This is a genomic window from Micromonospora sp. M51 (assembly GCF_018070305.1).
GTDB classification, from domain to species: Bacteria; Actinomycetota; Actinomycetes; order Mycobacteriales; family Micromonosporaceae; genus Micromonospora; species Micromonospora parva.
Map to the genome: position 1 here is coordinate 1 of NZ_JAGPXZ010000171.1, position 9426 is coordinate 9426.

The following is a 9426-nucleotide window of genomic DNA, read 5'->3' on the forward strand; positions in this document are numbered from 1 at the left end:
CTGCCGGGGGTCGTCGAGGATCGACTCGATCACGCTGAGCACGTCGAGCGCGTACGACGGGGACTCGGCGTCGAGCAACTCGATGGTGGCCAGGGCGAGGGGGGAGAGCGGCTGGTTGAGGGCGAAGTCGAGCTGGAGGTCGACGGTGAGCCGGATCCGGCGGCCGGTCTCGTCCGGTTCGGGCAGCTCCTCGACGACCCCGCCGGCCCGCAGCGCCCGGTAGATGGCGATCGCCCGGCGGATGTGCCGGCGCTGTGCGGCCGGCTCCTCGTGGTTGTCGGTGAGCAGGTGCCGCATCGCGGCGAACGCGTCACCGGGCCGGCCGATGACGTTGAGCAGCATCGAGTGGCTGACCTGGAAGCTGGAGGTCAGCGGCTCCGGCTCGGCGTCGACAAGTCGGTCGAAGGTGGGCTGACCCCAGCCGATCGAACCCTCCGGCGGCTTCTTGCGCACCACCTTGCGGCGCTTCTTCGGGTCGTCGCCGGCTTTGGCGAGGGCCTTCTCGTTGTCGATGACGTGCTCGGGGGCCTGCACCACGACCCGGCCGATGGTGTCGTAACCGGCCCGCCCGGCCCGCCCGGCGATCTGGTGGAACTCCCGGTTCTTGAGCAGTCGGGTGCGTACCCCGTCGTACTTGGAAAGGCCGGTGAACAGCACGGTGCGGATTGGCACGTTGATGCCGACGCCGAGGGTGTCGGTCCCGCAGATGACCTTGAGTAGACCGGCCTGGGCGAGGGTCTCCACCAGGCGGCGGTACTTGGGCAGCATGCCGGCGTGGTGCACGCCGATGCCGTGCCGGACCAACCGGGAGAGCGTCTTGCCGAAGCCGGCGGTGAACCGGAAGTTGCCGATCGCCTGGGCGATCATGTCCTTCTCGGCGCGGGTCGCGACGTTGACGCTGGTCAGCGCCTGGGCGCGTTCCAGCGCGGCGGCCTGGGTGAAGTGCACCACGTACACCGGGGCCTGCTTGGTCTCCAGCAGCTCCTCGAGCGTCTCGTGCAGCGGCGTCATCGCGTACGAGAAGATGAGCGGGACCGGCCGCTCGGCCGAGCGCACGACGGCGGTCGGCCGCCCGGTGCGCCGGGTCAGGTCGTCGACGAAGCGGGTGGTGTCCCCCAGGGTGGCGGACATCAGGATGAACTGGGCCTGCGGCAGCTCGATGATCGGCACCTGCCACGCCCAGCCCCGGTCGGGCTCGGCGTAGAAGTGGAACTCGTCCATGATCACCTGGCCGACGTCGGCCCGTTCGCCCTCGCGCAGCGCCAGGTTGGCCAGGATCTCCGCGGTGCAGCAGATGATCGGGGCGTCGGCGTTGACGCTGGCGTCGCCGGTGAGCATCCCGACGTTCTCGGCGCCGAAGACCTCGCAGAGCGCGAAGAACTTTTCCGACACCAACGCCTTGATCGGCGCGGTGTAGAAGGTCGTGCGGCTGTCGGCGAGGGCCGCGAAGTGCGCCGCGATCGCCACCAGGCTCTTGCCCGAGCCGGTGGGCGTGTTCATGATCAGGTTGGCGCCGGAGACGATCTCGATGACCGCCTCTTCCTGATGCGGGTAGAGGTCGAGGCCGCGCTCCTTCGCCCAGCCGGCGAACGCGTCGAAGAGGGTGTCGGGGTCGGCGCTTGTCGGCAGCGCGGCGGTGAGCGTCATAGCCTGTCCATGGTGCCTGGATCATGCCCCGCTACGCCAACCGGGCCCGCACCGGACCCCGCCCAGACGCCCCGCCGCATTGCGGTTAGGGCGTTTCGTCGGTCACCGCCGGCGGTACAGCAGGTCGGCGACCGGCCGACCGGCGGTGATCGCCCGCCGCTCGAACTTCGTCACCGGGCGGTGCGCCGGACGCGGCGCGAAGCCGCCGTACGCGTCCACCAGCTCCGGGTCGGCGTCCAGCGTTGCCTTCATCGCCTCGGCGTACTCGGCCCAGTCCGTCGCGCAGTGCAACACGCCGCCCGGGCGCAGTCGTGACCGCAGCAACGCCACGTGCGTCGGCTGGATGATCCGCCGCTTGTGGTGGCGGGACTTCGGCCACGGGTCCGGGAAGAAAACGTGCACGGCGTCCAACACATCCTCGGGCAAGCCGCTGACCAGGGACAACGCGTCGCCCTGCGCCACCCGTACGTTGCGCAGGCCAGCGCGTTCCACCAGGTCGAGGAGGTTGGCGATTCCCGGCGTGTGCACCTCGACCGCCAGATAATCTCGATCCGGGTCGGCGGCGGCCATCGCGGCGGTGCTGTCGCCCATGCCCGAACCGATCTCCAGCACCACGGGCGCCCGGCGACCGAACAGGTCGGCCAGGTCGACGGGCACCACAGGCCCGTCCGGCACATCCAGGCCGTACGCGGGCCAGAGCCGGCTCAGCGCGTCGGTCTGCCGGTCGCTCATCCGACCCCGACGGGGGTGGAACGTGCGGATCGTCCGGCTCGCGGGCGGGACGGCGGGAGAATGGTCGGTGGCGGTCACAGCGTCCCGAGCCTACGCGACGCCGCCAGCGGATCGGATGTGATGTGCGACCGGAAATGAGAGGATCCAACTGGTACGGCAGGTCGGGTGCGCCACTGCCCGACCCGGCCGCACGGCGTCGAGAGGGGGCATCGTGAGACTGACCCGCGGCGTCGTGACCCTGTCGCTGGTGACCGTGTTCGCCAGCCCCCTGTTGGCCGCCGCGCCCGCGCTCGCGGCGTCCGTGCCCGCCCTGGCGGCACCTGCGCCCGTCCTCGCGGCGTCCGTGCCCGCCCTGGCGGCACCTGCGCCCGTCCTCGCGGCATCCGCGCCGGAACGCGGCCTCGCCGCTCCTGCCGTGTTCCAGCTCGCCGCCGGCGCTGCGCCGGCCCGGCAGCCGGAAGGGCCGCCCGGTGGCCCGCCCGGTGGGGCGCCTCAACCGCCGTCGCCGGTGGACATCTTCGTCGAGGTCAGTCCCAGCACGGTGCAGCCCGGCTATCTGGTCGGCATCCGGGCCAGTTGTCGGGACAACTCGGTGGGCGCCACAGTGGTCTCCGACGCCTTCGGCGCGGTCGGCGTGCAGCCGCAGCGCGGGGTGCTCACCGCCGCGCCGATGGTGCGCGAGCGCACCCGCCCTGGCAACTACCGGGTCAAGCTGGAGTGCCGCGACGGCGAGACCGCCTCGACCATGCTCCAAGTGGTCAAGAAGACGCCGTCCCCCCAGCCCAGTCGCGGTCCCGCCACCGGCTTCGGTGGCGGTGCGGGCGGCATGACCGGCGAGCTGCTGTTGCCCGCCGGTGCGGCGCTGACCATCACCGGGCTGATCCTCGCCGTGGTGGCGCTGCGTCGCCCACGTCTGGTCCGTGGCGCTGGGCGCTGAGCCGGCCATGGAGATCTTCCGACCCGCCGCGCCGCCGCCAGGCCCCCGACCGTCTCCCGGCCCCCGCCCGTCGTCGAGCCCTCGCCCCTCTTCCGGGCCCCGCCCGGCGCGTGACGACCGCTCGCCTGCCAACGACCGCCGTGCCCGGGACGACCGGTGGCCGGCGGACGACCGCTTCGACGACGATCGCCGCCTGCCGCTGGACGACAGTCCGCTGAGCCCCGCACGCCCGACTGTGGCAGCCCGTCCGCCGACCGCCGTCGCCCCTCGGCGTAGTCGCCCCTCCGGCCGTAGCCCGTGGTCGATACCGCTGGCAGTGGTGCTGGTGTTGGCCGGGGTCTTCGCCACCGGGGCGGGGCTGGGCCGCTCGATCGGCCCGCTCGACTTCGCCCCCGCCGGCGGTGACCGGCCGGCCCGCAGCGAGTCAGTCGGGTTGTCGGCCAGCCGCCCGGTGCGCCTCTCGGTGCCGGCGATCAAGGTGGCCGCGCCGGTGGCGCCGGTCGGGCAGGCGCGCGACGGCTCGATCGCCGTGCCGCCCTTGGACAAACACAACGAGACCGGTTGGTACGACCGCGGGCCCACCCCCGGTGAGCCGGGCCCCGCGGTGATCGTCGGGCACGTGGACACGAAGACCGGCCCGTCGGTCTTCTACGACCTGGGCAAGCTGAAGCCCGGCGACCTGATCGAGGTGGCCCGGGCGGACGAGTCGGTGGTGGTGTTCCGGGTCGACACCGTCGAGCACTTCCCCAAGGACCAGCTGCCCGCCGAGCGGATCTACGGCCACGACGGGCCACCCGGGCTGCGGTTGATCACCTGCGGCGGCCAGTTCATCGGCGGGCGCACCGGCTACGCCGACAACGTCATCGCCTTCGCCACCTTCCAGTCCACCCGCAAGCAGTGACCGGCGGTCGGGGCGCTTGATCCACTCGCCTTCACGGAAACCGGGGTAACCACGTCGCCCGGACACCCCCGGATCAATGAACCCGAGTGGATCAAGCCGTGGATGGGCGGCCGAGCGTCAGCACAGTGGGCGGCCCAGCGTCAACTCAGGAAGGTCAGTAGTTGGCGGGTGGTCTCGTCGGGGGCCTCCTCCGGGATGAAGTGCCCGACCGGCACCGGCTCGCCGCGCACGTCGTCGGCCCACTCCCGCCAGATCGCCATCGGGTCGTCGTAGAGCTTCGCGACCTGGCCGCGCTGGCTCCAGAGGAACAACACCGGGCAGGCGATCTTCCGGTTGCCCCGGTCCGCCTCGTCCTGCTGGTAGTCCACCGTCGCGGCGGCGCGGAACTCCTCACAGATCGCGTGCGCCGTGGCGGGGTCGCTGAACTGCTTGACGTACGCCGCCCGTACCTCGGGCGGGAAGGCATCTTTGACCTCGGGCCAGGTGTCGAGCATGAAGTCGACGAGCACTGAGGGCGCTGCCTTGATGAACTGCTCAGGCACCGGCGCCGGTGCCGCCAGGAAGGACCAGACCCAGTAGGAGAGGCTGAACGCCCTGTCCGCGCGGTTGTAGACGTCGCCGATGGGAACCACGTCCATGACGGCCAGTCGGGTGACGGCGTCCGGTTCGTCCAGGGCGAGACGGTACGCGCAGCGGGCCCCACGATCATGGCCGACGAGCCGGAACTGCTGGTAACCCAGAATCCGCATCATCTCGATCTGGTCGCGGGCGATGGCGCGCATGCTGTACGGCTCGTGATCCGAGGTGCTGGGCGGTGTGCCGCTGTCGCCCCAGCCCCGCAGGTCGGTGGCGACGACTGTGTACTTCTCGGCGAGCCGTGGCGCGACCTTGTGCCACATGAGGTGCGTCTCGGGGATGCCGTGCAGCAGCAGGACGGGCGGCCCGCTTCCACCTCGGCGACCGTGGATCGTCGCGCCCGGCGTCTCGATGTCGAACACGTCGAAGCCGTCGAACATGGCCAGAATCCCCCCGAACGTTGGCATGCGCCCCGGGCGAACGGCGTGGCGCGGCTGGCGGGGCGACTGGTGGCCGGCTACCGCTCGGGCCGCCTCGACGCTATCAACGCAGACAGCCGGTCCGGCGCGATTCGACTGTGGTGCCGGCCTGAGCACCTCCGCGGGTGTGGCGGTGCGGTTCCGACATCCCGGTCAACTCCGCCATCGATCTCCGAACCTCTGGCTTGACCTCAACCAATGTTCAAGTCCTAGCGTCGCTGAGACGACGTGTCGAGGCGGCTCCTAGCCGTCGGACCGCGGCTGATTGGAGACATACGTGCGTGCGATCCAGGTCTCTGCGTACGGGGGTCCGGAGGTTCTGATCCTGGTGGACCTGCCCGATCCGCAGGCCGGGGAGGGGGAGGTCATTGTTCGGGCCGAAGCCGTGGACACGATCTACGTGGAGACTCAGATCCGCAGTGGCTGGGGGGAGAGGTTCGGCGTCACCCCGCCGTACGTGCCGGGCGGCGCAGCGGCCGGAACGGTCGTCTCCACCGGACCGGGCGTCTCCGCGTCCTGGCTCGGCCGCCAGGTCGTCGCGGGTGCCGGGACGCGGGGTTCGTACGCTGAACTGGTTCGGACCAGCGTCGACCGGCTGGTGCCGGTCCCCGACGGTCTGGGCCTGCGGGAAGCGGCTGGTCTCGCACACGACGGTGTGACCGCCATGGGCATCATCGACAGCCTCGGCGTCAAGCCTGGCGACCGGGTGCTGATCCTGGGGGCCGCGGGCGGCATGGGAACGCTGCTCGTTCAGCTCGCCCACGGTCTCGGTGCGCAGGTCGTGGGAGCGGCCCGTGGCGCGGACAAGCTCACACTTGTACGACGGCTCGGCGCCGACGCTGTCGTCGACTACGCCACGGAGGGGTGGGCCGACGCGGTACGCGAAGCCCTTGGTGGTCTGTCCGTCGACGTGCTGCTGGACGGTGTCGGGGGAGATCTGGGCAGCGACGCCTTTCATCTGGTGGCCGACGGCGGGCGGGTCTCGGCCCATGGGGCGGCGAGTGGCACCTTCGCCACGGTGGACCCGCAGAGTGTTCAGGCGCGCGGCGTCGACGTACACGGCATCGCGGACGTCCAGTTCAAGGCGCCGAAGATGGTGCAGCTCGCGAGCAGGGCTCTGACCGAGGCGGTGCAAGGGCGGATCCGCCCGGTCATCGCACGCGAGTACCCGCTGTCCTCCGCGGCCGACGCTCACCGCGCGATGGAGGCGCGCTCGATCCCAGGCAAGGCCCTGCTCATTCCCTGAGGCGGGTTGGTCGGAAGCGGTGGCCCGCGACCCGGACCGTTGCCGAGGTCGCAACAACTGTCCGCAGCTTGACTGGGCGATCGAGCTGACTGCCGAAGTGGCTTCGGTCAATCCTTGAAATCGGGGTGTCCCACTGATTCGGACACCCCGATTTCCCTGAAACCGAGTCGATCAAGCCCCGCGAGGGTCAACTAGGGCTGGGGGACGTGCAGGGCCACCTCGAACTCCAGGAGGCTGGCGCCGGTGGCGACCGGGGGGCGGGGCTTGTCGCCGGGCGCGCTCGCGTGCGCGGCGCGGGACGGGCCGGCGGCCCAGGCCTGGTACGCCTCTTCGCTCTCCCACTTCGTGTAGACGAAATAGCGGGTCTCGCCGGCCACCGGGCGGAGCAGTTCGAAGCCGAGGAAGCCGGGGGAGCTTTCCACCGTGCCGGCTCGGGCGGCGAACCGCTTCTCCAACTCCGCGCCGCCGCCGGCCGGGACGTCGATTGCGTTGATCTTCACGACTGCCATCTGCCCACCCTAGCCAGTCAGAACGCCTCGACCGCGGGCACCAGGTCCGCGTCGACAACGATCGGCGCGTGGTCGGAGGGGCCCTTGCCCTTGCGGGCCTCGCGGTCCACGTACGCGGAGCGGACCGCTCGGGCGAACGGCGCGGACGCGTACACCAGGTCGATTCTCATGCCCTTGTTCTGGTGGAACATGCCGGCGCGGTAGTCCCAGTAGGTGAAGGGGTGCGGGCCCTTCATCGGGGTCGGCACCACGTCGGTGAGGCCGAGGTCGCGCAACGCCGCGAGGGCCGCCCGTTCGGCCGGGGTGACGTGCGTCGAGTGGGTGAAGACCGCCGGGTCCCAGACGTCGGCGTCGGTCGGGGCGACGTTGAAGTCGCCGCAGACCGCCAGCGGCAACCCGGCGGCCAGCTCGGCGTCCAGCGCGTCACGCAGTGCCGCGAACCAGGCCAACTTGTACGCGTAGTGCGGGTCGTCCGGCGTCCGGCCGTTGGGCACGTACACCGACCAGACCCGCACCCCGTCGCAGGTGGCGGAGATGGCTCGGGCCTCGGGCTCGGGGAAGCCGGGTTCGTCGGCGAACCCGACCCGGACGTCACTCAGCCCGGCCCGGGACAGGATGGCGACCCCGTTCCACCGGCCGTCGCTGTGGCTCGCCACGGTGTAGCCCAGCTCGCCCACCTCGGTCACCGGGAAGGCGCCGTCCGGGCACTTGGTCTCCTGCAGGCAGACGACGTCCGGCCCGGTGTCGGCCAGCCACTGCAGCAGCCGGGGTAGGCGGGCCTTCACCGAGTTGACGTTCCAGGTCGCCAGGCGCATGCCCCCAGCCTGCCGCATTCGCCCGCGCGACGCTGGTTCAGCTGCCCGGGGTGTCGCCGGGACGGGTCTGTTCGGCCAGGAACCGTTCCAGTTCCGCGCCGAGTTCGTCGGCGGTGGGCAGGGGACCGGCGTCCGGGGCGAGCAGGCTCTTCTCGCCCCGACCCCGGGCGAACGCGTCGTACTGCTCCTCCAGGGCCTGGACCAGGGCCGCGGCGTCCTCGGTCTGCGCCACCTGGCGGTCGATCTCGACCCGGACGACCTCGGCGGCCGAGCGCAGCCCGTCGCCGGGCAGCAGCAGCCCGGTGCTGCGGGACACCGAGGTGAGCAGCACCTCGGCGGCGGCCGGGTACTCGGTCTGCGCCACGTAGTGCGGCACGTGGGCGGCGAAGCCGAGCGCGTCGCGGCCCTGCTCGCCGAGGCGGAACTCCAGCAGGTGACCGACGCTGCCGGGCACCTGGACGCGTTGCAGCCAGGGCTCGTAACCGCTGATCAGCTCCGGGCGGGTGGCGTGTGCGGTCACCCCGGTCGGGCGGGTGTGCGGGACCGCCATCGGGATCGAGTTGAGCCCCACGGGGAGCCGGACGTCCAGCCGGGCGGCCAGCCCGGCGACGGCGGCCACGAAACGCTCCCACTGCAGGTCCGGCTCGGGGCCGGTGAGCAGCAGGAACGGGGTCTCGTCGTCGTCGTGCAGCAGGTGCAGCTCCAGCTTGGGCGCGTCGACGCTCTCCCAGTGGTCCTCGACGAAGGTCATCACCGGTCGTCGCGACCGGTAGTCGAAGAGCTGGTCGACGTCGAAGGTGGCGATCGGCCGACCCTCCAGCGAGGTGAGCAGCTGCTCACGCGCCAGTCGGCTGGCGTTTCCGGCGTCCACGAACCCGGTGAGGGCCTGGATCAGGACCGGCTGCCCGAGGTCGGGCAGATCGTCGGTGAGCTGGTAGAGCTCGTGTGGGTCGAGCACCGGTGCGGACCTCCCTGAAATGTGCCTGCGGGGCGCGCTCGCGACGGAGGGCACCCGTTCGGGCAACGTACCCGCCATCCTGGTGCATTCCTGCGCCGGGCGATCCGTTGGGCGGGTGGTGGGCATGACCGGACCAATCGGTTGTTTGTGCCAGCCGGTTGAGCCGCCTGGCCGATCGGTTGAGGGGCGGTTCGGCCCAAAGGCCGAGTTTGTCGATCATGTCAGGCCGGGTGGTTGGATGTCCGGCTTTGCGACTTCTGTGGCGGTCCGCGCGCGACACCCGCTTCATCCGGTACGCGAGGTCCGTTCCCCGGGCGGGTCGACCCGCCCGGGGCGTCCACCGGTACCCGTCGAATCTGTGTCGAGGACCACGTGATCACCGTGCGTGATCGGGCTCTCGGCCTGCCTAGCCTCGGCTGATGCGTGACGACGACACCCTCGACGAGACGTACGCCCCGAGCACCCCCACTGCCGATACGGAGGATGGCACCTCAACCGAACGGACAACCGCCGCGAGCCGGCTCCGGGCGTACGCCCGGGACCTGACCGGTCGACGCCGGGCACAGCTGGCGCTGGCGACGGGCGTGGTGTGCTGCCTCGGTCTGACCGCCGTCGTCCAGGTCCGC

The 9426-nt window shown here is 71.3% G+C and carries 9 protein-coding genes and 1 pseudogene; 4 read left to right on the forward strand and 6 right to left on the reverse strand.

From position 1 onward, the window contains the following. Positions 1-1647 (reverse strand): RNA helicase (locus KBX53_RS12075; protein WP_210859191.1); only part of this gene is annotated, 1647 nt, incomplete at its 3' end. A 102-nt stretch (positions 1648-1749) separates the two neighbouring features. Further along, on the reverse strand, positions 1750-2379 hold the full coding sequence (gene trmB, locus KBX53_RS12080; RefSeq protein WP_245233707.1) for a tRNA (guanosine(46)-N7)-methyltransferase TrmB: 630 nt from the start codon (positions 2377-2379) through the stop codon (positions 1750-1752). Positions 2380-2590: 211 nt separating this feature from the next. Here trmB and KBX53_RS12085 point away from each other — a divergent pair, with 211 nt between their 5' ends. Continuing rightward, positions 2591-3316 carry a hypothetical protein gene (locus tag KBX53_RS12085; RefSeq protein WP_309140759.1) on the forward strand — a complete coding sequence of 242 codons (726 nt, stop codon included), beginning with the start codon at positions 2591-2593 and terminating at the stop codon, positions 3314-3316. Between the two features lie 235 nt (positions 3317-3551). Continuing rightward, entirely contained in the window at positions 3552-4217 is a 666-nt protein-coding gene (locus KBX53_RS12090; RefSeq protein WP_030335076.1) for a class F sortase, read from the forward strand. A 140-nt stretch (positions 4218-4357) separates the two neighbouring features. On the opposite strand, the gene KBX53_RS12095 is transcribed toward KBX53_RS12090, so the two are convergent. After that, positions 4358-5260 (reverse strand): alpha/beta fold hydrolase, encoded by a 903-nt coding sequence (locus KBX53_RS12095; protein WP_247675495.1) that lies wholly within the window; start codon positions 5258-5260, stop codon positions 4358-4360. Between the two features lie 289 nt (positions 5261-5549). Between KBX53_RS12095 and KBX53_RS12100 the strand changes: the two genes are divergently transcribed. After that, positions 5550-6518 (forward strand): zinc-binding dehydrogenase, encoded by a 969-nt coding sequence (locus tag KBX53_RS12100; protein WP_030335072.1) that lies wholly within the window; start codon positions 5550-5552, stop codon positions 6516-6518. A 191-nt stretch (positions 6519-6709) separates the two neighbouring features. Here the strand turns inward: KBX53_RS12100 and KBX53_RS12105 are convergent, their stop codons facing one another. From KBX53_RS12105 to KBX53_RS12115, 3 genes are read right to left on the reverse strand one after another with little or no spacing between them, the layout of a single operon-like run. Continuing rightward, positions 6710-7027, reverse strand: a complete 318-nt coding sequence (locus KBX53_RS12105; RefSeq protein WP_030335071.1) for an antibiotic biosynthesis monooxygenase — start codon at positions 7025-7027, stop codon at positions 6710-6712. 17 nt (positions 7028-7044) lie between these two features. Further along, entirely contained in the window at positions 7045-7842 is a 798-nt protein-coding gene (locus KBX53_RS12110) for an exodeoxyribonuclease III (RefSeq protein ID WP_030335068.1), read from the reverse strand. Positions 7843-7879: 37 nt separating this feature from the next. After that, the gene (locus KBX53_RS12115; RefSeq protein WP_210859195.1) at positions 7880-8800 is read right to left on the reverse strand and encodes a proteasome assembly chaperone family protein; all 921 of its coding nucleotides are present in this window, start codon (positions 8798-8800) and stop codon (positions 7880-7882) included. Positions 8801-9219: 419 nt separating this feature from the next. On the opposite strand from KBX53_RS12115, the pseudogene KBX53_RS12120 reads away from it, so the two are divergent. Then, a pseudogene (locus tag KBX53_RS12120) lies at positions 9220-9426 on the forward strand (peptidase M23); the annotation flags it as partial.